Source organism: Micromonospora sp. C28SCA-DRY-2 (assembly GCF_030519475.1).
GTDB lineage: Bacteria > Actinomycetota > Actinomycetes > Mycobacteriales > Micromonosporaceae > Micromonospora.
Genome location: NZ_JAUMKD010000003.1, coordinates 705,183 through 729,543, shown reverse-complemented (window position 1 = coordinate 729,543; position 24,361 = coordinate 705,183). Strand labels below are relative to the sequence as shown.

General features: G+C 73.5%; 19 protein-coding genes. 11 read left to right on the top strand and 8 right to left on the bottom strand.

All coding sequences use genetic code 11. From position 1 onward, the window contains the following. Nucleotides 1-141: 141 nt before the first annotated feature. Both Q3W71_RS16895 and Q3W71_RS16890 read right to left on the bottom strand, forming a co-directional pair. Nucleotides 142-843, bottom strand: a complete 702-nt coding sequence (locus Q3W71_RS16895; RefSeq protein WP_302920285.1) for a VOC family protein — start codon at nt 841-843, stop codon at nt 142-144. 161 nt (nt 844-1,004) lie between these two features. Next, nucleotides 1,005-1,568 (bottom strand): DsbA family protein, encoded by a 564-nt coding sequence (locus Q3W71_RS16890; protein ID WP_302920284.1) that lies wholly within the window; start codon nt 1,566-1,568, stop codon nt 1,005-1,007. A 226-nt stretch (nt 1,569-1,794) separates the two neighbouring features. Between Q3W71_RS16890 and Q3W71_RS16885 the strand changes: the two genes are divergently transcribed. The 4 genes from Q3W71_RS16885 to Q3W71_RS16870 are packed head-to-tail and all read left to right on the top strand — an operon-like array spanning nt 1,795 to nt 6,126. Beyond that, nucleotides 1,795-3,075 carry an ABC transporter substrate-binding protein gene (locus Q3W71_RS16885; protein WP_302920283.1) on the top strand — a complete coding sequence of 427 codons (1,281 nt, stop codon included), beginning with the start codon at nt 1,795-1,797 and terminating at the stop codon, nt 3,073-3,075. Next, nucleotides 3,072-4,070: a carbohydrate ABC transporter permease gene (locus Q3W71_RS16880; protein ID WP_302920282.1), complete on the top strand. Its 999-nt coding sequence runs from the start codon at nt 3,072-3,074 to the stop codon at nt 4,068-4,070. The genes Q3W71_RS16885 and Q3W71_RS16880 overlap by 4 nt, the downstream gene beginning before the upstream one ends. A gap of 1 nt (nt 4,071) precedes the next feature. After that, nucleotides 4,072-4,908, top strand: coding sequence for a carbohydrate ABC transporter permease (locus Q3W71_RS16875; RefSeq protein WP_302920281.1), 837 nt, complete (start codon nt 4,072-4,074; stop codon nt 4,906-4,908). A gap of 9 nt (nt 4,909-4,917) precedes the next feature. Beyond that, nucleotides 4,918-6,126: an ABC transporter ATP-binding protein gene (locus tag Q3W71_RS16870; RefSeq protein WP_302920280.1), complete on the top strand. Its 1,209-nt coding sequence runs from the start codon at nt 4,918-4,920 to the stop codon at nt 6,124-6,126. 61 nt (nt 6,127-6,187) lie between these two features. On the opposite strand, the gene Q3W71_RS16865 is transcribed toward Q3W71_RS16870, so the two are convergent. Continuing rightward, nucleotides 6,188-6,925, bottom strand: a complete 738-nt coding sequence (locus tag Q3W71_RS16865; protein WP_302920279.1) for a YsnF/AvaK domain-containing protein — start codon at nt 6,923-6,925, stop codon at nt 6,188-6,190. A gap of 156 nt (nt 6,926-7,081) precedes the next feature. Then, on the bottom strand, nt 7,082-8,185 hold the full coding sequence (locus tag Q3W71_RS16860) for a winged helix DNA-binding domain-containing protein (protein ID WP_302920278.1): 1,104 nt from the start codon (nt 8,183-8,185) through the stop codon (nt 7,082-7,084). Between the two features lie 152 nt (nt 8,186-8,337). On the opposite strand from Q3W71_RS16860, the gene Q3W71_RS16855 reads away from it, so the two are divergent. Further along, nucleotides 8,338-8,724 (top strand): DUF4190 domain-containing protein, encoded by a 387-nt coding sequence (locus tag Q3W71_RS16855; protein WP_302920277.1) that lies wholly within the window; start codon nt 8,338-8,340, stop codon nt 8,722-8,724. Nucleotides 8,725-8,934: 210 nt separating this feature from the next. Here Q3W71_RS16855 and Q3W71_RS16850 read toward each other — a convergent pair whose 3' ends face one another. Continuing rightward, nucleotides 8,935-9,423 (bottom strand): GNAT family N-acetyltransferase, encoded by a 489-nt coding sequence (locus tag Q3W71_RS16850; RefSeq protein ID WP_302920276.1) that lies wholly within the window; start codon nt 9,421-9,423, stop codon nt 8,935-8,937. Nucleotides 9,424-9,557: 134 nt separating this feature from the next. Here Q3W71_RS16850 and wrbA point away from each other — a divergent pair, with 134 nt between their 5' ends. Next, nucleotides 9,558-10,175, top strand: coding sequence for an NAD(P)H:quinone oxidoreductase (wrbA, locus tag Q3W71_RS16845; RefSeq protein ID WP_302920275.1), 618 nt, complete (start codon nt 9,558-9,560; stop codon nt 10,173-10,175). 122 nt (nt 10,176-10,297) lie between these two features. On the opposite strand, the gene Q3W71_RS16840 is transcribed toward wrbA, so the two are convergent. Next, a complete protein-coding gene (locus tag Q3W71_RS16840; RefSeq protein WP_302920274.1) occupies nt 10,298-12,244 on the bottom strand; it encodes a chorismate-binding protein in 1,947 nt (648 codons plus the stop codon). A 252-nt stretch (nt 12,245-12,496) separates the two neighbouring features. On the opposite strand from Q3W71_RS16840, the gene Q3W71_RS16835 reads away from it, so the two are divergent. From Q3W71_RS16835 to Q3W71_RS16825, 3 genes are all read left to right on the top strand, one after another. After that, the gene (locus Q3W71_RS16835; RefSeq protein WP_302920273.1) at nt 12,497-13,876 is read left to right on the top strand and encodes a gluconokinase; all 1,380 of its coding nucleotides are present in this window, start codon (nt 12,497-12,499) and stop codon (nt 13,874-13,876) included. Nucleotides 13,877-13,975: 99 nt separating this feature from the next. Continuing rightward, the gene (locus Q3W71_RS16830) at nt 13,976-16,477 is read left to right on the top strand and encodes a nitrate- and nitrite sensing domain-containing protein (RefSeq protein WP_302920272.1); all 2,502 of its coding nucleotides are present in this window, start codon (nt 13,976-13,978) and stop codon (nt 16,475-16,477) included. An 8-nt stretch (nt 16,478-16,485) separates the two neighbouring features. Next, nucleotides 16,486-16,899, top strand: coding sequence for a roadblock/LC7 domain-containing protein (locus Q3W71_RS16825; protein WP_172899480.1), 414 nt, complete (start codon nt 16,486-16,488; stop codon nt 16,897-16,899). A gap of 103 nt (nt 16,900-17,002) precedes the next feature. Here the strand turns inward: Q3W71_RS16825 and Q3W71_RS16820 are convergent, their stop codons facing one another. Next, nucleotides 17,003-18,499, bottom strand: a complete 1,497-nt coding sequence (locus tag Q3W71_RS16820; RefSeq protein ID WP_302920271.1) for a GH1 family beta-glucosidase — start codon at nt 18,497-18,499, stop codon at nt 17,003-17,005. 950 nt (nt 18,500-19,449) lie between these two features. Here Q3W71_RS16820 and Q3W71_RS16815 point away from each other — a divergent pair. Then, nucleotides 19,450-22,341 carry a glycoside hydrolase family 48 protein gene (locus Q3W71_RS16815; RefSeq protein ID WP_302920434.1) on the top strand — a complete coding sequence of 964 codons (2,892 nt, stop codon included), beginning with the start codon at nt 19,450-19,452 and terminating at the stop codon, nt 22,339-22,341. Between the two features lie 282 nt (nt 22,342-22,623). Here the strand turns inward: Q3W71_RS16815 and Q3W71_RS16810 are convergent, their stop codons facing one another. Further along, on the bottom strand, nt 22,624-23,313 hold the full coding sequence (locus Q3W71_RS16810; RefSeq protein ID WP_302920433.1) for a DUF3159 domain-containing protein: 690 nt from the start codon (nt 23,311-23,313) through the stop codon (nt 22,624-22,626). Between the two features lie 159 nt (nt 23,314-23,472). Here Q3W71_RS16810 and Q3W71_RS16805 point away from each other — a divergent pair, with 159 nt between their 5' ends. After that, nucleotides 23,473-24,360, top strand: coding sequence for a phosphatase PAP2 family protein (locus Q3W71_RS16805; protein ID WP_302920432.1), 888 nt, complete (start codon nt 23,473-23,475; stop codon nt 24,358-24,360). The last annotated feature ends 1 nt before the right edge of the window (nt 24,361 follow it).

Genomic DNA, 24,361 nt, shown 5'->3' with positions numbered 1-24,361 from the left:
GCAGAGGGAAGTTCCCGCGAGAACCAACCGATCGGACGGGCTGGGGTCGGCCGGAGGCGTGTCGACGTCGACGGCGAACGCGCTGGCTGCGGAGCTAGGAAAACGCTAGTCCACCCGGCGGCCGCTGGGTAGCACCACCGCTCACTGGGTGGGACGTGGCGCGAACGCGCAGAACTCGTTGCCCTCCGGGTCGGCCAGGACCCACCAGCTGACCGTGTCGTCCGGCTCGCGCAGCAGCGTCGCCCCGGCCCTGATCAGCTCGGTGGGCTCCGGGCCGGTCAGGTCGACGTCCCAGTGCATCCGGTTCTTCACGGTCTTGCGCTCTGGCACCGGGTCGAAGATCCACTGGCGCCAGGGGAAGCCGGCCGCGCCGAGCAGCGAGGCGTGCCCGCAGTCGCTGGTGCGCACCTCGCCACCGGCCACGCCGGCCCACCACGTCGCCTGGGCGACCGGGTCCGCGGAGTCCACGACCAGCGCGATCGGGCCCGGCGACGCACCCTCGCGGGCCGGGAAGGCGCAGAACAGGTTGCCGTCCGGGTCGGCCAGCACCCACCAGCTGATCTCCGCGTCCGGCTCGCGGACCAGCCGGGCCCCGGCGGCGAGCAGCGCCGCCGGCTCCGCGTCGGCCAGCCGCAGATCCAGGTGGACGCGGGTCTTGCCGGTACGCGGCTCGGGCACCCGGTTGACCCAGATCGACTCCGCCCCGGAGCCGCCGCGCGGGTCGACCCGGCTGTCCCCGTCGCCGAGGTCCACCAGCTCACCGTCGAGGATCCGGGCCCAGAACGCCCCCAGCGCCCGCGGCTCCGCCGCATCCAGACACAGATCCTTGAACCGACCCATCATCCCTCCATCCTCCCCACCCACCCCCGGCCCCCTCAACTCCTTTGATCATGAGGTTGGCGGCGTCGAACGGACGAAACGCCCGGCCACTCATGATCAGCTCCGGGGGGAGGGGGAGGAGGGGAGGAAGGGAGGGAGGGAGGGGGGTTAGTGGCGGGCGCGTTTTAGTTCGTGGAAGGCCGGGAGGGTGGAGGGAGGGGGAGCATGCTGTCCCAGATGGTCAGGGCGTCGTCGGTGCCGGGTACCTCGGTGAGGATCGGGCCGTGCATGCCCCGCTCCGCGCCGGGCACCATGAGCACCGGCGAGCCGATGTCCGGGCCGGCCGAGGCGTACGCCAGCGCGTGCGACTCGCGTACCGCCCGGTCCCAGCGCTCGTCGTCGAGCGCCGCCGCCGCGTCACCCAGGCCGGCCGCCTCGACGGCCGCGTCCACGGCCCTCGGCGACAGCGGGTTGCCGGCCTCGTGGCTGCGCGCGCCCAACTCGGCGTAGAACCGGGCGACGTCGTCCGGGCGGCCGTCCGCGCGCAGCGCCTCGACCAGCCGCAACGCCCGGCTCGACGCGGCCAGCACGTCGGCGAACTCGGGGGCGACGTCGCCCTCGTTGAGGATGGCCAGGCTGAAGGCCCGCCACTCGACCCGCAGGCCACGGGCGTCGGCGACGGCGACCAGCCACCGCGAGGTCCGCCAGGTCCACGGGCAGGCGGGATCGAAGAAGAAGGTGGCGTCCATCGGCCGAGGGTAAGCGCCGGCCGGCCGGCCCGCAGCGCGGTGAGCCACGCCACACGCATCGCCTGTCGTGGCCGTCTCACCGCCGCCAGGTTTCGCGCCGCAGCAGGTCGGGCAGTGTTGGGGCCACGAAACGTCCGGGACCGATCACTCACTGGTCAGCGTCCCGACCGTCTCGCCGTGCGCCGGGGCACGGTGCGTCACCCCGGCTGTTGCGAGGGGAGGGGTGATGAGCGATCCCGACGGGACCCGGCGCCGGCCTCGCGTACGCGCGCTGGCCGCGGCCGCGGCGCTGACGTTGGTGGCGCCCATGGCGGCCTGCGGATCCGGCGACGACGGCGGTGTGCCGACGATCAACCTGTACTACCCGCCGGAGCAGAACCTGCAGAAGGTGGTGGACAACTGCAACGCCGCGGCCCAGGGCCGGTACCGGATCGCCTATCGGGTGCTGCCGCGCCAGGCCGACGACCAGCGGGTGCAGATGGTGCGCCGGCTCGCCGCGCAGGACCCCGGCATGGACGTGCTCGGCCTCGACGTCACCTGGACCCAGGAGTTCGCCAGCGCCGACTGGATCCTGGAGTGGACCGGGCAGGACAAGGCGGAGGTCGAGCAGGGCACCCTGGCCGGCCCGCTGGAGACCGCGCGCTACCAGGACAAGCTCTTCGCCGCGCCGAAGAACACCAACGTCCAGCTGCTGTGGTACCGCAAGGACCTGGTGCCCGAGCCGCCGAAGAGCTGGGACCAGATGATCTCGGCGGCCCAGCGGCTGAAGCAGCAGGGCAAGCCGTACCAGGTGCTCACCATGGGCGCCCAGTACGAGGGCCTGGTGGTTCTCTACAACACCCTGGCCGAGAGCGCGGGCGGGCACATCCTCAGCGACGACGGCAAGCGGGCCGTGATGGACGAGGGCACCGTCAGGGCGCTGGAGCAGCTCCAGCGGTTCGCCACCTCCGGAGTGACCTCGCCGTCGTTCAGCAACGCCACCGAGGACCCGGTGCGGCTGGAGTTCCAGTCCGGCAACGGCGCCTTCCAGGTGAACTGGCCGTTCGTCTACCCGGCCATGCAGGAGGCCAACCCGGAGCTGGCCAAGCAGGTCACCTGGGCCCGGGTGCCGGGCATCGACGAGAACACCCCGAGCAAGGTCACCATCGGCGGGGTGAACATGGCGGTCAGCGCCTACTCCGAGCACCCGGCGGAGTCCTTCGAGGCGGCCAAGTGCATCCGCAACGCCGAGAACCAGAAGTTCTCCGCGATCAACGACGGCGTGCCGCCGACCATCGAGCGGATCTACGCCGACCCGGAGATGACCGAGGCGTACCCGATGAAGGAGACCATCCTGGAGGAGCTCAAGGAGCCGGCGACCCGACCGCTGACCCCGGCGTACCAGAGCATCTCCACCGTGATGTCGGCGATGCTCTCGCCGCCGTCGGCGATCGACCCGCAGCGGACTGCCGACGAACTGCGCGGCGCCATCGCCGACGCGCTCGAGTCCAAGGGGGTGCTGCCGTGAGTGTCAACGCCACGCCCGGCGGGGCGGACGTCGCGGCCGACGAGACCGCTACCCGGTCCGGTGCCCGGCACGCCGCCGTGCCCGCCCAGCGCAACCGCCGGCGCAAGCCGCCGCTGAGCGAGAACAAGAAGGCCGAGCGCCGGCTGGGCTGGCTGCTCTGCGCGCCGGCCGCGCTGGTCATGGTCCTGGTGACGGCCTATCCGATCCTCTACTCGGTCTGGTTGTCCCTGCAGCGCTTCGACCTGCGCTTTCCCGACCAGCGCGAGTTCATCGGGCTGGAGAACTACGTCACCGTGCTGACCAACGAGTTCTGGTGGACGGCGTTCGGCGTCACCGCGCTGATCACCGTGGTCACCGTCGCGATCGAACTGGTGCTCGGCATGGGCCTGGCGCTGATCATGCACCGCACGCTGGTCGGCCGGGGCATCGTGCGCACCGCCGCGCTGATCCCGTACGGCATCGTCACGGTGGTCGCCGCCTTCTCCTGGCGGTACGCCTGGACGCCCGGCACCGGCTACCTGGCCAACCTGTTCAGCGAGGGCGCGCCGCTGACCGAGCGGGCCAGCTCGCTGGCGATCATCATGCTGGCCGAGATCTGGAAGACCACGCCGTTCATGGCGCTGCTGCTGATGGCCGGCCTGGCGCTGGTCCCGGAGGACCTGCTCAAGGCCGCCTCGACCGACGGGGCCACCGCCTGGCAGCGGTTCACCAAGGTGATGCTGCCGGTGATGAAGCCGGCGATCCTGGTCGCGCTGCTGTTCCGCACCCTGGACGCGTTCCGGGTCTTCGACAACATCTTCGTGCTCACCGCGGGCGGCAACGAGACCTCCTCGGTCTCGATGCTCGCCTACAACAACCTGATCCGGGGCCTCAACCTCGGCATCGGGTCGACGATGTCGGTGCTGATCTTCCTCACCGTGGCGATCATCGCCTTCGTCTTCGTGAAGCTGTTCGGTACCGCTGCCCCCGGCAGCGACGACGGGGAGAGGCGCTGAGATGGCTGTCGAAACCACCACCCGGGCCAAGCTCCGCTGGGGTCTGCTGGACGTCGTCGTGGTCGTCTTCGCGCTGATCCCGGTGCTGTGGATCGCGTCGCTGTCGTTCAAGACGCCGGCCACCCTCACCGACGGCAGGTTCTGGCCCCGCGAGTGGACGCTGGACAACTACCGGACGATCTTCGCCACCGACCAGTTCGTCCGGGCCCTGGTCAACTCCATCGGCATCGCGCTGATCGCCACCGTGATCGCGGTGGTGCTCGGCGCCATGGCCGCGTACGCGATCTCCCGGCTGGACTTCCCCGGCAAGCGGCTGCTGGTCGGCGTCTCGCTGCTGATCGCGATGTTCCCGCAGGTGTCGCTGGTCTCGCCGCTGTTCGACATCGAGCGGCAGCTCGGCCTCTTCGACACCTGGCCGGGCCTGATCCTGCCGTACATCACCTTCGCCCTGCCGCTGGCGATCTACACGCTGTCGGCGTTCTTCAAGCAGATCCCGTGGGACCTGGAGAAGGCGGCGAAGATGGACGGCGCGACCCAGGGCCAGGCGTTCCGCCGGGTGATCGCGCCGCTGGCCGCGCCCGGCCTGTTCACCACGGCCATCCTGGTCTTCATCTTCTGCTGGAACGACTTCCTCTTCGCCATCTCGCTGACCTCCACCGAGCGGTCCCGCACGGTGCCGGTGGCGCTGTCGTTCTTCACCGGCGAGTCGCAGTTCGAGGACCCCACCGGGGCGATCTGCGCCGCCGCCGTGGTGATCACCATTCCGATCATCCTGTTCGTCCTCTTCTTCCAGCGCCGCATCGTCTCCGGCCTGACCTCCGGCGCCGTCAAGGGATAGGTGATAGTCGTGGCTGACATCGTGCTCGACAAGGTGAGCAAGAAGTTCCCGGACGGGACCGTCGCGGTGGCCGACGTCGACCTGGAGATCGCCGACGGCGAGTTCGTCATCCTGGTCGGCCCGTCCGGCTGCGGGAAGTCGACCACCCTCAACATGATCGCCGGGCTGGAGGACATCAGCTCCGGCGAGCTGCGGATCGGCGGGGAGCGGGTCAACGACAAGGCGCCCCGGGACCGGGACATCGCCATGGTCTTCCAGTCGTACGCCCTCTACCCGAACATGACCGTCCGGGAGAACATGGCGTTCCCGCTGCGCCTGGCGAAGCTGGACAAGGAGACCATCAACACCAAGGTCGAGGAGGCGGCGAAGGTCCTGGAGCTGACCGCGCTGCTGGACCGCAAGCCGGCCAACCTCTCCGGCGGCCAGCGGCAGCGGGTGGCGATGGGCCGGGCGATCGTCCGGCAGCCCAAGGCGTTCCTGATGGACGAGCCGCTGTCCAACCTGGACGCCAAGCTGCGCGTGCAGATGCGCACGGTGGTCTCCCGGCTGCAGAAGCAGCTCGGCACCACCACCGTCTACGTGACCCACGACCAGACCGAGGCGATGACCCTCGGCGACCGGGTGGTCATCATGCGCGGCGGCGCGGTGCAGCAGGTCGGCCCGCCGCAGGAGCTCTACGACCACCCGCGCAACCTCTTCGTGGCCGGCTTCATCGGCTCGCCCTCGATGAACTTCCTGCACGCCGTCGTCGAGGAGGGCGCGCTGCGTACCGCGCTGGGCGAGGTGCCGCTCGGTGACCGGGTCCGGCGCGAGCTGGAAGGGGCCGACGCCCCGCGCGAGCTGATCCTCGGCATCCGGCCGGAGCACTTCGAGGACGCCGACCTGGTCGACGAGGACACCCGCCGCCGCGGCATGGAGTTCGAGGCGCCGGTGGAGATCGTCGAGTCGATGGGCTCGGACAAGTACGTCTACCTCACCGTCGAGGGGGAGCGGGCCACCGCCGCCGAGCTGGAGGAACTGGCCGCCGACGCCGGCGCTGCCGACTTCACCGGGGCCGGGGCGAACCTGGTGACCCGGCTGTCGGCGGAGTCGCCGGTGGTGGAGGGGGAGACCCGCCGGGTCTGGTTCAACCTGGAGAAGATCCACCTGTTCGACCCGGCGAACGGCCGCAACCTCACCCTGCACGAGGGCCGGGCGGCCGGCGCGCTGGCCGACTGACGGTACGACCGAGCGGGCGGGTGGGTCGGAACCGACCCACCCGCCCGTCGTGCGTCAGGCGTCAGCGACGTCGCCGGCTGGGCTCCGGGATGTCGGCCTCGACCTGCTCCCGCCGGATCTGCTCGTCGACGGCCCGCTGGTCGACCACCTCGTCCTTCGCCAGGCGGACGCGCTCCACCGGGACCGTCTCCTTGCTGACCACCGGCCGCTCGGCGCGCAGGGTCATCTCCTGCTGGGCCTCGCCGATGTCGCCGCGGACGTTGCGGGCATCCCCGGCGGCGATCGGCTCGCGCTCCACGTACACCTCGTCGTGCTCGACCGGCACGGTGGTGTGCACGTCCTCGGAGACGACGTACTTGCGCAGCCGCGCCGTGCCGGCGGGCTGGCTCTCGGTGCCGACCCGCAGGCGCTCCTCGGACCGGATGAGGTCCTCACCGGCGCCCGGCGCCCGCCCGCGCTCCCGCGCCGGCGGAGCCGGCTGCGGCGCGAGCTGGTAGTGCCGGTAGAGCTGCTCGACCTGCGCCGTGCTGAGCGGCTCGTCGGTGTCGGCGTCCACGACGGGGGCGTTCTTCACCGTCGACTTGTCGTAGTCGACGGCGAGCCCGTCGCCGGCGATCCGGGCCTTCTGCAGCGGAGCCATCTGCTCCTTCGTGCCCATCACCCCGGTCTTCACGCTGACCCAGGTCGGCTCGCCGGCGTTGTCGGCCCAGATCTGACCCACGCTGCCGATCTTCGACCCTGAGCGGTCCGTGACGTTCTGTCCGTACAGCGAACTGACCTGCTGTGCGTTGAGCTTCATGGACCGTACCTCCCTCTGTCTTCAGCCCGCGGATACCCGACGGGCCGGAGCGGATTCGTCACCGGCCCGCCGAATAGGAGCAGGGGGTGGAAGCTGGGGCGGGTGATGCCGGTGAGGCTCCCGGGCGCCCGAGCACGCTCCGGGACGCCCGGGGCGTCAGGCGGCCCAGTCCACCCGCAGCGGCAGGCCAAGGAAATCGGCGTAGCCGGCCAGCGCCCGCTCGACCCGGGCCCGCTCGGCGTCCAGCGGCACCAGCGGGCGGACCGTGACGGTGACCGCGTCCCGGCCGACGCTGCGTTTCCAGGTGCCGACCACCCGCCCGTCCCGCACGATCGTGGGCTGGAAGACGCCGTTGCCGCCCGGCACTATCGCGTCCTTGTGTGCCGGGTCGAGCATCAGCGAGCGGTCCTTGTAGCCGAGCAGGTACTCGTCGAAGCCGGGCAGCACCAGCAGGTCGCCCAGCGGCGCGCGGGGCGCGTCGAGCAGGGCCGCGTCGACCATCATCGCCGTCCCGTCCACCCGCACCTGGGCCAGCGCGTCGCCGGCCGCCGCGAGGCCCCGGCGCGCGTCGGTGAGGGTCAGCCCAGTCCAGCCGGCGAACTCCCGGTCGGTGGTCGGGCCGTGCCCCCGCACGTAGCGGCGGGCCAGGATGGCCAGCGCCTCGTCGCGGTCGGGCCGGTGCGGCTCCGGTGCCCACTCGTCGAGCAGGGCGAACGTCTGCTCGGTGCCGACGTTCGGGGCCAGGCAGGTGACCCCGCGCACGCTCGCGTACCAGAGCAGGTGGTAGCCGCGCTGTCCGGCGGTGCCGATCCGGGCGGCCTCCAGGGCGGCCAGGCATTCGGCGCGGGTGAGCCGGCCGCCGCCGGCCAGCGCGCCGCCGAGCACGTCGGCCGCCCGCTCCACGTCGGCCGCGGTGAGGTCGAGCTGGGCCCAGCGGGTCGCCGCGCCGGCCAGCGAGCGGACGCCGGTCAGCTCCAGCATCCAGCGGGCGTCGCGGGGCGGCACCAGGTGCACGGTGCCCCGCATCGGCCAGGTGCGCAGCGCCTCCCGCCGCTCCAGCGCGGCGTGCACCGCGGCGTGGTCGTGCCCGGGCAGCCGGACCCCGAGCGACCACATGCCGCTGGCCAGATCCTGCGCCTGCATGGCGCCGAACCACTCCACCACCTCGGCCACCGTGGCCGGGGCGGCGGCCGGGTGGGGACGGAGCAGCAGGCTGGTCAACCGCAGCGCCAGCGCGTCGGTGGCGGTGAGCAGGTGCACGGGGCGGCCCTTTCCGGTCGGCTGGGCGTCAGCGTAGGCGCCGGCACCGACGTTTCCGGGCGCCGCCGCTGCCGCCGCGGGCGAGGCATGACGGCCGGCGGAACGGGGATGCGGCCGTGACGGGGGCGCGCTCCGCGCCCGAAGGGAGCGACATGACAGCGTCCAGCGAGCCGGTGCGGGGCACCGGCGCACCGGCCCGGGCCGGCCGGACCGGCACGGCGGCCAAGACCAGCGCGGCGGCCACCTTCGCCCTCGTGTTCGGGGTGGCCGCGCTGATCAGCGTGCTCACCGTGATCCTGTCCTGGGTCGGCCTGCTGCTCGGCATCATCGGCGTCGTGCTCGGCATCGTGGGGCTCCGGATGGCCCGCCGCCCGGGGGTGACCGGCCGGGGCGTGGCCATCGGCGGCCTGGTGCTCAGCGCGCTGGCGGTGCTGATCGGGCTGGCGTTCGGCGCCGGGATCACCACCTTCCTCAACAACGAGGCGGCGGTGGACCGGATGCAACAGCAGGTCGACGACCTGCGCGACCGGCTCGAATGACCGTTCGGGCCGGACGGTTCGGGGCGGTGGCCCCCTGATCGCGCTACGCCAGCGCCGTTGCCGGCGGAGCGCGATCCCCCGTTCAGGTTTCCCGGTGCGACGGGGGCCGCCGGTCGCGCCGGTGCCACCAGGATCCCTGGCCGGCGGCCGGCTCGGCACCGGTTCACATCGGAACTTGCGGAAATCTTGAGCCGCGACAAGGGTTCCGGTTCAGAGCCGCCGGTGCATGACGAGCAGGTCGACGAGGCCGTCCCGTGGGTGCCGGAACGCCTCCGGCACCCGGCCGACCACCTCGAAGCCGAGCGAGCGCCACAGCGCCACCGCCCGGGTGTTCGTCGCCACCACCGCGTTGAACTGCATGGCCCGGTAGCCCTGCGCCCGGGCCAGCGTCAGCACGTGCTCGCCGAGCGCCCGCCCCACCCCGCGGCCGGCGGCGGCGGGGGCGACCATGAAGCTGGCATTGGCGACGTGGTCGCCCGGCCCGAGCTGGTTGGGGGTCAGCTTGGCGGTGCCGAGCACGGTGCCGTCCGGGTCGACCGCCACCACGGTCCGGCCCGGCTCCGGCACCAGCCACATCGCCCGGGCCCGGTCCTCGTCGACGTCGCGGGGCCAGGTGTACGTCTCCCCGGCGGCCACGATCTCGCGCAGGAACGGCCAGATGCGTGGCCAGTCGTCGGTGATGGCGGGTCTGATCTCCATGCCCCCAGCATCGCCCGCCCGCGCGGCCCGACCGCACCCGGGGCCGGCCGTGCCCGTACCCGCCCGGGCGTCGTTTGCCAGGACTTTTGTCGGGTAGTCGCCGGAGCTGGCCCGAGACGAGGAGGGACCCTTCGATGGCTGACCGGACCAAGGTCGCGGTGATCTACTACAGCGCGACCGGCATCACGTACCAGATGGCACAGGCGGCCTGCGAGGCCGCGGGCGACGCCGGCGCCGAGGTACGGCTGCGGAAGGTGCACGAGCTGGCGCCGGACGAGGCGATCCGCTCCAACTCGGGCTGGCACGCGCACGCCATGGAGACCCAGGACGTGCCCGAGGCGTCGCTGGACGACCTCTCCTGGGCCGACGTCGTCATCTTCGGCACGCCGACCCGGTACGGCGTGATGGCCGCCCAGCTCAAGCAGTTCATCGACACCACCGGCCCGTTGTGGTCGCAGGGCGCCCTGGTGAACAAGGTCTATTCGGCGTTCTGCTCGACGGCCACCTCGCACGGCGGGCAGGAGTCCACCCTGCTGTCGCTGTTCAACGTCATCTACCACTGGGGCGGAGTCGTGGTCACCCCCGGCTACACCGAGGCGAGCCAGTTCGTCGGCGGCAACCCGTACGGCGCCTCGCACACCAGCAACAACGGGGAGACCGCGCCGGACGACATCGCGCTCACCGCCACCGCGCTGACCGCCCGGCGGGCGGTGCAGCTCGGTACCGCGGTGAAGAAGGGCCTGGCCGCCTGACCGGGCCGGCGGACCTGCTCGTCGGGGGCGCGGAAACGGGCCGGTGACCGGTGGCCCGGGCGGGGGCTCTCGGGCCCGTCCGGACCACCGGCACCGCCTGCTCTACCCCGGTGGGCCCGCCGTCACGCCGGCTCGGCGGCCGGCAGGTGCGCGGCAAGCAGCTCGGTCAGCAGCTCATCGAGCACGGCCAGCCCGTCCGGGCTGAGCACCGACTCGGGGTGGAACTGCACCCCGGCGAAGCCCGGGCCGCGGAGCGCGTGCACCGCGCCGTCCGCCCCGTCCCGGGCCAGCAGCACCGGCCCGTACCGGGTGGCCAGCCGGTCGTCCTCGGCGCGGGCGGTGAAGCTGGAGTAGAAGCCGACCCGGCGCGGCACGCCGAAGAGGGTCACCTCGCGTTGCAGCCCCTGGTACGGCGCGTCCCGGCGGTGCAGGGTCAGCCCCAACAGCCCGGCCAGCAGCTGGTGGCCCAGGCAGACCGCCAGCGTGGGCCGGCCGTCGGCCAGCAGGCCGGTGAGCAGCCCGCGCAGCGCACGCATCTTCGGGTCGGTGCCGCTGCCCGGGTCGCCCGGGCCGGGGCCGACCACCACCAGGTCGTGCCCGTCGAGCGGGCCGGGGGTGTGCCAGGGGCGTACGGTCACCGCCAGGCCGAGCGCGCCCAACTGGTGGGCCAGCATGCCGGTGAAGGTGTCCTCGCCGTCGACGATCAGTGCCCGCCGGCCGGTCAGCCCGGGCCGGCCGGTCGCGCCGGGCGTGCGCTGGTCCAGCCAGAACCGGGCCAGCGGCGCGTTGCGGGCGGCGAGCGCCGCCCGCACCTCGGGGTCCTCGGCGAGCGGCTGGTCCGGGCCGGGACGCGCCGGGACGGCGCTGTCGTGGCGTGCCGCCGGCCGCGGGCCGGGTGCCGGCGCCTGCGGGCCGAGCCCCAGCGCGGCGAGCACGCCGGCCGCCTTGGCGTGGGTCTCGGCCACCTCGCCGGCGGCGGTGGAGTGCCGGACCAGGGTCGCCCCGACCGGCACCCGCAGCTCGCCCGCCGGGCTGATCTCCGCGGTCCGGATCAGGATGGGCGCGTCCAGGGTCTGCCGGCCGGCGTCGTCGTGCCCCAGCAGGGCCAGTACGCCCGCGTAGTAGCGCCGCCCGGTGCGCTCGTGCCGGGCGATCACCCGGCAGGCGTTCTCCATCGGGCTGCCGGTGACGGTGGGCGCGAACATCGTCTCCCGCAGCACCTCGCGGACGTCCTTCGAGCCCTGGCCGGCGAGCAGGTACTCGGTGTGCGCCAGGTGGGACATCTCCTTCAGGTACGGCCCGACCACCTGCCCGCCCCGCTCGGCCACGGTGGCCATCATTTTCAGCTCCTCGTCCAGCACCATGTACAGCTCCTCCACCTCCTTGGGGTCGGCGAGGAAGCGCAGCAGCGCGGCGCGGTCCGGGGCGGCGCCGTAGCGGAAGGTGCCGCTGATCGGGTTCATCATCACCAGGCCGTCGTCGACGCTGACGTGCCGCTCGGGGCTCGCTCCGACCAGCACCCGGCCGCCGGTGTGCACCAGGAACGTCCAGTACGCCCCGCGCTCGCCGAGCAGCAGGCGGCGCAGCGCGGCCAGCGCGGCGCGCAGCGGCGGACCCTGCACGGTGGCCCGCAGCGTCCGGTGGATGACGAAGTTGGCCCCCTCGCCCCGGCCGATCTCCTCGGTCAGCACCCGGCCGACGGTGGCCGCGTACTCGTCGTCGTCCACGTCGAACCCGGCGCCGGTGGTGACCACCGGCTGGCCCGGCAGCGCGGCGAGCGCCTCGGCCAGGGTCACCCGTTCGTGTCGCTCGACCAGCAGGCACTCCAGCGGCATCCCGTCGTCCACGCAGGCGAAGCCGCGCTCGGTGACCTGCCGGTAGGGCACCAGCGCCAGCGTGCGCGGTCCGGGCGGGCCGGCCGGCAGCGGCACGTCGGCGAGCCGGTCGACGGCGCGCACCGGGCCGGCGTACAGGTCCAGGTGGTCGGCGCCCTCGCGGCGGACGAGCGCGAACGGGCCGGGGTCCGCGCCGCGGGCGACGGCGGCGAGCAGGTCGGACAGGTGGGTCATGGTCTCTCCTCGGGCCGGGTGCCGTCCGGCGGGACGGCCCGGGGGCCGGAGCAGACCGGCGGCCGCCTCGACGGGCGGCCGCGTGGGATGGCTACGCGCGGGGGATGGCCGCCGGGTCGGCGGGCCACCAGCAGGTCAGTCGCGCGAGCATGCGACCACCCTACGCGGTGGGCCGGCCGGCGGGAAGCCGATCGGGCGTACGCCGTTGCGCCAGCGCTTCGCCGGCCAGCTCAGCGGGTACCTTGACCCGCGATGAACATTCTCGCGCTCGACCTGGGCACCTCGTCGGTACGTGGGCTCGTGCTGGACCCGGACGCCCGGCCGTTGCCGGGTGCGCTGGCCCGGCGCCGGGTGGAGCTGATGGTCGGCGACGACGGCACCGGCACCCTGGACGGCCCCCGCTACCTGGCCTGCCTGGTCGAGTGCCTGGACGAGCTGGCCGCCGGCGGCCACCTGCGGGACGTGTCGCTGGTGGCGACGAGCGCGCAGTGGCACTCGGTGGTACCGGTGGGCGCCGACGGCGTGCCGCTGGGGCCGGTGCTGACCTGGTTGGACACGCGACCGGAGGCGCTGCCCGGCGCGCCCGGGCCGGCCGACCCGGACGAGTACCACCGGCGCACGGGCACGTGGTGGCACCGCTGCTACTGGTCGATGCGGCTGCCCTGGCTGCGGGAGCACACCGGCGCACGGATCGCCCGGTTCCTCGGCCTGCCCGAGTACGTGCTCGGCGAGCTGCTCGACGCCGCGCCCATGTCGATGTCCCAGGCCTCCGGCACCGGCCTGCTGGACCTGCGGACGATGGACTGGGACCCGGAGGCCTGCGCGCTGGCCGGCAGCCGCCCCGCCGGCCTGCCCGAGCTGGCCCCGGTCTCCTGGCGGGGCCGGCTGCGGCCGGCGTACGCGCGGCGCTGGCCGCAGCTCGGCGACGCGCCGTGGGCCGGCCCGGTGGGCGACGGGGCGGCGGCGAACGTCGGCTCCGGCTGCGTCGGGCCGGACCGGGCCGCGGTGACCGTCGGCACCTCGGCGGCGGTCCGCCTGGTGCAGCGGGTTCCGGCCGGAGCGGCGCTGCCCCCGCTGCCCGAGGAGCTCTGGCGCTACCGGGTCGACCACGACCACGTGGTGACCGGCGCGGCCTACTCCTCCGGCGGCAACCTCTTCGCCTGGGCCCGGCGGGAGCTGCGGCTGCCCGAGGGCGTCGAGCTGGATGCCGCCCTGGCCCGGCTGCCGGCCGACGGTCGCCTGCCGGTGAACGTCCGCTTCGGTGGGGACCGGCCGCCGGGCCTGGTGCCGGCCGGCTCGGGCGAGCTGCGCGGGCTGAGCTTCAACACCAGCGCGGTGGACATCCTGGCCGCTCTGATGCGGGGCCTGTGCGACCTGGTCGCCGAGAACCTGACGGTGCTGGAGTCCACCGTCGACGGACCGGTCGAGGTGGTGCTGGGCGGGGGAGCGGTGACCGCCTCGCGGTGGTGGCGCTCGGCGTTCGCCGCGGTGCTCGCGCCCCGGCCGGTGTGGCACGGCAGCAACCCGGAGATCGGCGCCAGCGGCGCGGCGCTGGTGGCGTCCGGCCGGGTCGACGACGCCGCCCGACTCGCCGACATCAGCCGGACGGATGAGAGCCCCTCACCCTCCTGAGTCGCACCTCAGCCCGGCCCGTTGACACAGCTCGCGTGCCTGATTGGATGGACTGCGCTCCCCGGGTCGCGGCGGACGCGGGGAACGTAGGAGGCAGGTGTGGGCGCAGGGCCGGACCGGGCGCACGGCGCGGTGTCCAGTCACCGCCGGCGCCGGTTCGACGTCCGGGTCGTGCCGCACCGACGCCGCTCGCCGTTCCGGCTGCGCGACTGGCGGATGCGGACCAAGCTCGCCACCGTGCTGGTCGTCCCCTCGGTGGCGTTCCTCGTGCTGGCCGGCGTGCAGACCGGCGCGCTGGTCAACCAGACCACGGCGCTGAGCGACTTCGCCGAGCAGGTGGGCATCGGCCGGGAGATCACCGCCGCGGTGCACCGGCTCCAGCAGGAGCGCGACCGGGTCGCCGGTGAGCTGGCCGAGCTGCGCCGGGCCGGCGCGGGCGGCGACCGGGACGTCGCCATCGCCGCGTTGAAGCCGCTGGAGGCCGCCACCGACCAGGCGATGCGGGAGCTGCGCCAGGCGGCCGAACCGCTGACCGACGCCGACGCGTCCTGGCGGGTCGCCTTCTCCGAGGCGCTCGAGGCGTACGACCAGGTGGTCTACATCCGGGCCGCGGTGCCGCCGGCGGTGCTGGGCAGCGACACCATCCTGAGCAACTACCACCGGGCGATCGACGTGCTGCTCAACCTGCTCGCCGAGCCCTCGCCCGGCGACGACCACCCGGCGCTCAGCGACGCGGTGCTGCGCTACGTGCAGCTCGCCCGGGTCAAGGAGCTCTCCTCCCGGGTGCGCGCCGAGCTCTACGAGGCCGCCCGGGCCGGCCGGTACGACGTGGAGGACCAGGTAGCGCTGAGCGACCTGCGTGCCCAGCAGTTGACCGCGCTCGGCGCGTTCCGGGTCGCCGCCACCGCCGAGCAGATCCGCCGCTACGACCAGACCTCGGTGGATCCGGAGTTCCTCGCCGCCACCCGGCTGGAGGAGCGCAGCCTGCCGGGCGACGGCGAACCGCAGGTGCTGCCCGCCCCGGAGTGGTGGGCGGCCAGCGAGGACCGCCAGGAGCTGCTCCGGCAGTTCGAGGTGTCGGTGCTGGACGACGCGGTCCGGCAGGCCGACGGCGCGAGCAACGGCCAGCTGCGGACCACCCTGCTGGTCGCCGGCGCGATCGTCACGGTGCTGCTGTTCGCGCTGCTCATCTCCGTCCTGGTGGGACGCTCGGTGGCCCGGTCGATGCGGCTGCTGCGCAGCCAGGCGTTGCGGATCGCCCAGGTGGAGCTGCCCGACGCGCTGGACCGGCTGCGTACGGTCACCGGGGGCGTGCCGGCCATCGACGTGGCGCCGGCCGTGGTCCGCTCCCTCGACGAGATCGGCGAGCTGGCCGAGGCGTTCGTCGCGGTGCACCGCAGCGCGGTCAGCGTCGCCGTCGAGCAGGCCACCATGCGCCGCAACGTCAACGGCATGTTCGTCAACCTCGCCCGGCGCAGCCAGGTGCTGGTGGAACGGCAGCTGGAACTCCTCGACGACCTGGAGCGGGAGGAGAGCGACCCGGACCAGCTGGAGAACCTGTTCAAGCTCGACCACCTGGCCGCCCGGATGCGGCGCAACGACGAGAGCCTGCTGGTGCTGGCCGGCACCGAGTCCACCCGGCGGTGGAACCGGCCGGTCCGGTTGGCCGTGGTGCTGCTCGCCGCCGGCGCCGAGATCGAGCAGTACCAGCGGGTGCGGCACGAGTCGGTGGCCGAGCTGCACGTGGTCGGGCACGCCGTGGGGGAGGTGGTGCACCTGCTGGCCGAGCTGCTGGAGAACGCCACCGCCTTCTCCCGGCCGGACACCGTCGTCCGGGTCACCGCCCGGCCGGAGGGCCACGGCGCGGTGATCGAGATCGCCGACCAGGGCCTGGGCATGAGCCCGACCGCGTTGGCCGAGGCGAACGCGGTGCTGGCCGAACCACCGGCGGCCGACGTCGCCGCCGTCGAGCGGATGGGCCTGTTCGTGGTGAGCCACCTGGCCGCCCGCCACAAGATCGAGGTACGGCTGCACGCGAGCGCGGACGGGCTGACCGCCCGGATCCGGCTGCCGCGCGAGCTGCTCGCCCCGGACCCGGGGCCGGAGCTGGACCCGCCGGGGGCGTCCCGGATGCTCACCGGCGCGATCGCCGCGGCGAACCGGGCCCGTCCGGTCGAGCTGCCGGTGGCCGGTCGGCGCCCCGATCCGGCCGTGCCCCGGTCGAACCGGCCGGTGCCGGTCCGGGCCGAGGACGTGCTCGCCCCGGCCGCGGCGCCCGTGCCGGACGGCGGCGGCTGGTGGTCCCGGCACGGCCCGGCGACGACCCCGTCCGGGGACGGCTTCCCCGTCCCGCCGCCCGTCCCGGTGACCGGCGGCACCAACGCCCGCGGCCTGCCGGTACGGGTGCCGATGGCGCAGTTGTCGGCGGTCACCCGATCGGCCCGGCCCGAGCAGCAGCCCATCCGTCACGAACCGGATCCGGACGCGGTCGGCGGGATGCTCTCGCGGCTCTACAGCGGCGTGCGCCGGGCCGAGGCCGAGGAAACCCGAGAGATACCCATGCCGCGCGGCGGCGTGCCCACCGAAGGGGGACGACAGTGACGACGACGTTGAGCCAGGAGGCTCGCGACCTGAGCTGGCTGGTCAGCGCGTTCGCGCAGCGGGTGCCGGGGGTGGCGCACGCGGTGGTGGTCTCCTCCGACGGGCTCCTGGTCGCCATCTCCGACCATCTGCCCCGGGACCACGCCGACAAGCTGGCGGCGGTCACGTCCGGACTGATGAGCATCACCGCGGGCGCGGCCCAGATGTTCGACGGCGACGTGGTCAAGCAGACGGTGGTCGAGATGGGGCGCGGCTACTTCCTGGTCATGCAGGTGCGCGACGGTTCCATCCTGGCCACCCTGGCCGGCGCGGACGCCGACATCGGCGTGGTCGGCTACGAGATGGCGCGGCTGGCCAAGCAGGCGGGGGAGATGCTCACCCCGGCGCTGCGCGCCGAGTTGCAGCAGGCGCTGCCCCGCTGACGCGGGCGGTCGCGCGCCGCCGGACCCCCGTGCCGGGCCCCGGCGACGCGCGTCCCGGATCCCCACCGGCCCCCGCCGACCGGGCCGGTGGTCGCCCCGACGGTCAGAGACCGTTGCGGGCGATCACCGTGCGGTACCAGTGGGCGCTGCGCTTGAGCACCCGACGCTGCGTCGGGTAGTCCACGTAGATCAGGCCCCAGCGCTGGTCGTAGCCCTCGGCCCACTCGAAGTTGTCCAGCAGCGACCAGACGTGGAAGCTCTCCAGCGGCACGCCGGCGCCGATCGCGCGGTGCGCGGCGGCCAGGTGGTCGCGGAGGAAGTCGATCCGACCGGCGTCGTCGACGGTGCCGTCGGGGCCGAGCGCGTCCGGGGTGGGCAGGCCGTTCTCGGTGACGGTGAGCGGGATCGGGCCGTAGTCGCGGGTGACCCGGGTCAGGATGTCGTACATGCCGTCGGGGTAGATCTGCTGCCAGTCGGCCTCGGAGGTGGGCCACCGGCGCACCGTGCCGCCGTCGGCGGTGACGTAGATCGGCGTGTAGTACTGCACGGCGAGCAGGTCGACCGGGGTGGAGATGACGGCCAGGTCGCCGTCGTGGATGCCCCGCACCATCCGGCTGTCCGGGCCGAGGTCGGCCAGCACGTCGTCGGGGTAGCGACCGCGCAGGACGGAGTCGAGGTAGAGCCGGTTCTCGTACCCGTCGTAGAGCCGGGTGGCGGCGGCCGCCGCCGCGGTGTCGTCGGCGGGGTAGCAGGGGTGCAGGTTGAAAGCGGGACCGATCCGCCCGGCGCGGTCCGCGGCGCGCAGCGCCTGGACGGCGAGTCCGTGGGCGAGCTGGAGGTGGTGGGCGACCAGGTACGCGGCGGCCGGGTCCTGCCGGCCGGGGGCGTGGTGCCCGGAGAGGTAGCCGTTCTGCACGACGGTCTTCGGCTCGTTGATGGTCAGCCACACCGGCACCCGGTCGCCGAGGGCGTGGAAGACGGCGTCGGCGTAGTCGGCGAAGCGGTGGGCGACGTCCCGGGACTCCCAGCCGCCGGCGTCCTGGAGGGCCTGGGGCAGGTCCCAGTGGAACAGCGTGGCCATCGGCGCGATGCCCCGCTCGTGCAGCCCGTCGACGAGGCGACGGTAGAAGTCGAGGCCCCGCTGGTTGGGCGCGCCGGTGCCGTCGGCCTGGATGCGCGGCCAGGAGATGGAGAACCGGTAGCTGCGCAGCCCCAGGTCGCGCATCAGGTCGAGGTCGTCGCGCCAGCGGTGGTAGTGGTCGGCGGCCACGTCCCCGGTGTCACCGTTGCGGACCCGGCCCGGGGTCCGGCTGAAGGTGTCCCACACCGACTCGCCGCGGCCGTCCTCCTTGGCGGCGCCCTCGATCTGGTACGCGGAGGTGGCCGCGCCCCAGCCGAAGTCCGGCGGGAAGCGCAGCGGCCCGGCGGGCGCGCCGGCGCTGTCCGTCCGCGGGTCCGTGGCGCCCTCGTCCGGGTCGTCGCAGCCGCCGGCGGCGCCCACCACGGCGGCGGTCGTGGTGGTGCCCAGCCCGGCGGCCGTGGCGGAACTGGCGGAGAGCGCGGCGCGGCGGAGCAGGTGCCGCCGGGTGAGTGTCGACATGGATTCTCCTCTGATGGTGCGTGGCCGCCGCGGGTGCCGGGAGCGCTCCCAGCATAGTCACGCGTTGCCAGCCGGTCATCCGCCGGCCGGGGCGGGACGGGGTCCCGGGCCGTGGCGGCGGCGATCGGGGATGGCGGAGCGGGAGGGTGCGGCGCGCACCGGTGGGTGTGCCGCGACCGAGCCGGGGCGCGGGTGGCGCGCCGGCCGAGGCGCCGGTGGGGCGCCGGGGGGCTGGCGAGGCGGGGGAGGCGCGGACGGAGGCGGCTGTGGCGGCGTCGCGGTCGGTCCGATCGGCCTCTTTCCCCGTCATGAAGGGGGGTTTAGTGTGGGGACGGGGGAGGGCAACCCCCGTCCCCACCGTTGCAGTGCACGCACGAGCGGATTTGGCGTCCCTGTCGTGCGTGTCGCGCGGGAGCCGGGCCACGCGAGTGGCTGAGGATCCACCTCCCTCCGCTGGGTGGGACGTTGGCTGGCGGCGGCGTCCGGGCTGGCCCGCCGTCAGCCTTCGGGCTGGTCCCGGGGTCCGTCCGCGGACTCGCCCCAGGTCGATCTTGTTGGTGGAACTTTGTCGATGGAAGCGCTCCCATCGACGATGCTTGCGACTGTAACGCCCGTCACGGCTTTGTGAAAGCCCCAAAACGAGATCGAAACATCTGACTGCCCGGGACGGGTCGTGCTTGTTGTGGGAGCGCTTCCATGACACACTGTCGATCGACCGCGTCGCGGAGCCAGCGCGCGAGAGCGCGGGTCGCCGAGGGCATCCGGCAGGTCCGGCACGGCACCCGAGCCAGCCGGCGAACGCCGCCCGAGCAGGGGCGTCGACGCCGTACCCCGCCCGGGCCGGGGCCACCACCATCCCGGGCGCCCGGATCCCCGTCGTCGGGGCGGGCGCCTCGCCGGGGTTTCGAGCCCCCGGCCTGGTCCGAGGAGACACCGCGCACATGAGAAATCTGGCACGACGTCGCCGGCTGGCGATGGTCGCGGTCACCGCGCTGGCCGTCGGCGGGGTCACCCTGCCGGCCGGCGCCGCGCAGGCCGCCCCGGCCTGCGACGTGGTCTACGCGACCAACGACTGGAACACCGGCTTCACCGCCAACGTCACCATCAGGAACCTCGGCGACCCGATCAACGGCTGGACCCTGAAGTTCACCTTCCCCGGCAACCAGCGGGTCACCCAGGGCTGGTCGGCCCGGTGGAGCCAGACCGGCAACGAGGTCACCGCCACCAACGAGGCGTGGAACGGCAACCTGGGCACCGGAGCCAGCACCAGCATCGGCTTCAACGGCTCGTACAGCGGCAGCAACCCGAAGCCGACCTCGTTCTCGGTCAACGGCGTCACCTGCGGCGGCACGCCGCAGCAGCCCCCGACGGTCGGGCTGAGCGTGCCCGCCGGCCCGTTCGAGGCGCCGGCCGACGTGCCGCTGACCGCCACCGCCAGCGACCCGGACGGCACCATCAGCAAGGTCGAGTTCTACCGCAACGGCCTGCTGGTCAACACCGACACCACGGCCCCGTACGGCTACACGCTGGAGGACCTGCCGGCCGGCGACTACACCGTCCAGGCCAAGGCGTACGACAACGCCAACCTGACCGCCACCGCGGAGCGGGCCTTCACGGTGACCCCGGCCAGCGGGCCGGTGCTGGTGGCGACCCCGTCCTCGGTGAGCGTGACCGAGGGGTCCAGCTCCACCGTCAACCTCAAGCTCAGCGCGGCCCCGACGGCCAACGTCCCGGTGACCGTCGCCCGCACCGGGGACGCGGACATCAGTGTCGCGCCGAGCACCGTGACGCTGACCCCGAGCAACTGGAACACCGGGGTGAACGTCACCGTCGCCGCGGCGGAGGACGCCGACACCGTCGGCGGCACCGCCACCCTCACCGCCTCGGCCACCGGGTACGCCCCGCTGGCGATCACCGCCACCGAGATCGACAACGACACCCCGGGCGGCGACAACGAGTACGTCGAGCGGTTCCTCACCCAGTACGGCAAGATCAAGAACTCCGGCTACTTCAGCCCGGAGGGCGTGCCGTACCACTCCATCGAGACGCTGATCGTCGAGGCGCCCGACCACGGCCACGAGACCACCTCCGAGGCGTTCAGCTTCTGGCTGTGGCTGGAGGCCCAGTACGGCCGGGTCACCCAGAACTGGGCCCCGTTCAACAACGCCTGGACGGTGATGGAGAAGTACATCATCCCGTCGCACGCCGACCAGCCAACCGCCGGCGCGGCCGGCACCCCGCAGTACGCCGCCGAGCACGACCTGCCCAGCCAGTACCCGTCCCAGCTGGAACCGTCGGTGTCGGTCGGCCAGGACCCGCTGCGCAGCGAGTTGCAGTCCACCTACGGCACCGGCGACATCTACGGCATGCACTGGCTGCTCGACGTGGACAACACCTACGGCTACGGCCGGTGCGGCGACGGCACCAGCCGGCCGGCGTACATCAACACCTTCCAGCGCGGCACCCAGGAGTCGGTGTGGGAGACCGTGCCGCAGCCGTCCTGCGACACCTTCGCCCACGGCGGCCGGTACGGCTACCTGGACCTGTTCATCAAGGAGTCCAACGCACCGGCGAAGCAGTGGAAGTACACCAACGCCCCGGACGCCGACGCCCGCGCGGTGCAGGCCGCCTACTGGGCGCTGACCTGGGCCAAGGAGCAGGGCAAGGCGGCCGACGTGGCGGCCACCGTGGCCAAGGCCGCCAAGATGGGTGACTACCTGCGCTACGCGATGTTCGACAAGTACTTCAAGAAGATCGGCAACTGCGTCGGCCCCACCACCTGCCCGGCCGGCACCGGCCGGGACTCCGCGCACTACCTGATGTCCTGGTACTACGCCTGGGGCGGCGCGTACGAGACGAACCAGAACTGGTCCTGGCGGATCGGCTCCAGCCACAACCACTTCGGCTACCAGAACCCGTTCGCGGCCTGGGCGCTGACCAACGTGACCGAGCTGAAGCCGAAGTCGCCCACCGCGGTGGACGACTGGACCAAGAGCTTCGAGCGGCAGTTGGAGTTCTACACCTGGCTCCAGTCCGCCGAGGGCGGCATCGCCGGCGGCGCGACCAACAGCTGGGGTGGGCACTACGGCCAGCCGCCGGCCGGCACCTCCACCTTCTACGGCATGTTCTACGACGTCGACCCGGTCTACAACGACCCGCCGTCCAACCAGTGGTTCGGCATGCAGGCCTGGTCGATGCAGCGGATCGCCGAGCTCTACCTGCAGACCGGCAACGCGCGGGCCAAGGCGCTGCTGGACAAGTGGGTGCCGTGGGCGATCGCCAACACCACGCTCGGCACCAACTGGTCGATCCCGTCGGACATGACCTGGAGCGGCCAGCCGATCACCTGGAACCCGACCAACCCGCAGCCCAACACCAACCTGCACGTCGAGGTCACCACGCGGGGCCAGGACGTCGGCGTCGCCGCCGCCTACGCCCGCACCCTCATCGCGTACGCGGCCAAGTCCGGCAACACCGCGGCGAAGAACACCGCCAAGGGGCTGCTGGACGCGCTGCACGCGGCCAGCGACGCGCAGGGCGTCTCCACCACCGAGAAGCGCGGCGACTACCGCCGCTTCGACGACGTCTACGACGCCGGCACCGGCCAGGGGCTCTACATCCCGCCGGGCTGGACCGGGACGATGCCCAACGGCGACGCCATCGCCGCCGGCAAGAGCTTCGTCGACATCCGTTCCTTCTACAAGAACGACCCGGCCTGGCCCAAGGTCCAGGCGTACCTGAACGGCGGCCCCGAGCCGACCTTCAACTACCACCGGTTCTGGGCGCAGGCCGACGTCGCCATGGCGTACGCCGACTACGGACACCTGTTCCCGAACGGCTGAACCGGCGTCCCGGGTGGACGGCGCGGTCGTCCACCCGGGAGCCGATCGGGCGGCGGGAGCAGACCCCGAGCCCGGTCGGCGAGGCGGCCTGACGCCCACGGTCAGGCCGGGGTGGGCCGGCCATCCGGCCGACGCAGCGGGTCGGTCGGCCCACCCCACCGCCCGGACACCGCGCGGCTCGAAAAAGCCCGAAAAAAGAGGCCGTCACGGGATCACGCGCGGAGCCGGGACGGAGTAACGTACGTCACCGGAGAGGCCGCTCCCCCCGTGGCGGCCTCTCCCTCACTTTTCCGGCGCCGTCGCCACCTCGGCGGCCCGGTCCACCGGGTGCCGCAGCCCTGGATGGCCCGCCGGCAGCGACCGGCGCACCACCACCCAGCTCACCGCCAGCGCGGTGGCCACCAGCGGCCAGCTCAGCGCCACCCGGGCCACGGTCAGCGCGAGCACCTGGCCGGCGAGGTAGAGCGGCAGGAACACCGCCACCCGCACCACGTAGCTCGCCGCCCAGACCCAGCTGCCCCGCCCGTACGCGCGCAGCAGCGCCGGATCCCGCCGCCACCGGCTGCGCTGCCCGAGGGCCACCCCGACCACCACCCCGAGCAGCGGCCAGCGCACCGCGATGCTCACCATCCAGGCCAACGCGCTCGCCGCGTTGGAGAGCAGTTGCAGCAGGAAGAAATCCTCCGCCCGGCCGGTACGCAACGCGATCAGCGCGGCCACGCAGACGGCGAGCAACCCGATCAGCACCGACCGGGGACGGTCGCCGCGGCGCAGCCGCCAGCCGGCGACCGCCGTGCCGGCGACCACGGCCGCCCCGATCCCGGCCCAGAGCGACTGCCCGCCGAGCACCCAGCCGGCGGCGAACGCCACCGGCGGCAGGGTGGCGTCGACCGCGCCCCGCCGGCCACCGAGCAGGTCGGCGAGCGACTCCGGCCGGCCCACCGCCGCCTCGGACCGGTCGGTGGGCGGCAGGTTCTGCTCCGGTCCGCTGGCCACCGTCACCTCCTACCGTCGACACCAACCTAATGTGGTAGCCGCGACGCGTTATCGGGTACCCGGTCGGACGTGGTGAATCGACGCAGTGGCAGCCCGCGGGCCGTCGCCGTTCCGGCCCACCCGCCCGGCTACCGTGTGCGGGTGCGCGCGACGGCAAGGGGTTGGACGGCGGTCTGGTTGGTCGTACTGGCCATCGTCCAGGCGGCGGCCCTGGTCGTCGTGTGGCGGGTCGCCGTGCACACCGGGCTGGGCCAGTGGGTGGACACCGTCGCGCTGACCGGCAACCGGATCGGCCAGGACCGCATCGACGAGCCGGTGGACCGGTTGCTCAACGCCATGTCGGTGGTGTCCCTGCTGGCGACCACCGCGGTGATCGGCTTCATCGCCCTGATCCGGGGGCGGGTCGCCCTGGCCGTCACGGCCACCCTGCTGGTCGTCGGCGCCAACGTCAGCACCCAACTGCTCAAGTACGGCCTGGACCGGCCCGACTTCGGCATCGACCTGCAACGCGCGTACGCCGGCAACAGCCTGCCCAGCGGCCACGCCACGGTCGCCGCCTCGGTGGCGGTGGCGCTGGTGCTCGTGCTGCCCCGCAAGGTCCGGGCGCTCGGTGCCTTCCTCGGCGCCGGCTACGCCGCGGTCGCCGGGGTGGCCACCCTCTCCGCCGGCTGGCACCGGCCCAGCGACGCGGTGGCGGCGTTCCTCGTGGTCGGCGTCTGGGCGGCGCTGGCCGGGCTGCTGCTCCTGGTCCTCCAGCGCGAACAGGCGCAGGTGGCCGCCGCCGACGCGCACCGGGTCGCCGCGGCGGTGCTCGGCGTCGGCGGCGCGCTGGCGGTGATCGGCTGCGCGCTGGCCCTGTCCTGGTTGGTCGACCTGCGCGGGACCCCACCCACCGAGCTGTCCCGGCGGCCGCTGTTCGTCGGCTACGCCGGCAGCGCCGCGGGCATCGCCGGCACGATGGGGCTGGTGATGGCGCTGGTGCTCGGCGTCGTGCACCGGCTCGTCCCGCGCCGCCCGGGCTGAC